The organism is Salmonella sp. SAL4457 (assembly GCF_046548235.1).
GTDB classification, from domain to species: Bacteria; Pseudomonadota; Gammaproteobacteria; order Enterobacterales; family Enterobacteriaceae; genus Salmonella; species Salmonella enterica.
Map to the genome: position 1 here is coordinate 1 of NZ_JBGDZO010000348.1, position 279 is coordinate 279.

General features: G+C 60.6%; 1 protein-coding gene. It reads right to left on the bottom strand.

The window, feature by feature from the left end; translation table 11 throughout:
• Positions 1-267: BCCT family transporter (locus tag ACLJNW_RS24595; protein WP_410961270.1), on the bottom strand; the 267-nt coding region annotated here is incomplete at its 3' end.
• Positions 268-279: the final 12 nt, after the last annotated feature.

Genomic DNA, 279 nt, shown 5'->3' on the forward strand with positions numbered 1-279 from the left:
GTAGTCGGGACGACTGTGGTCGGGGCCGAGCTTGATGTCGCCGTAGCGGCTGACGGCGAGGAACACCACGCTGATCAGGATCAGCGCCACGGCCAGTACGTAGAACCAGCTAGCGTTGGTGATGATCCATTGCTGGACGTGGTTGAACAGCGATTGCGCTTCTTCCTGGAGGAGGACGGTAAACAGCACCAGGGCCAGGATCAGGGCGGCGGAGGTATAGAAGACCGGAGGATTCAGGGTGCTCCGGGGGGTAGTGGGTGTCTCCATGTAAGCTAGCTC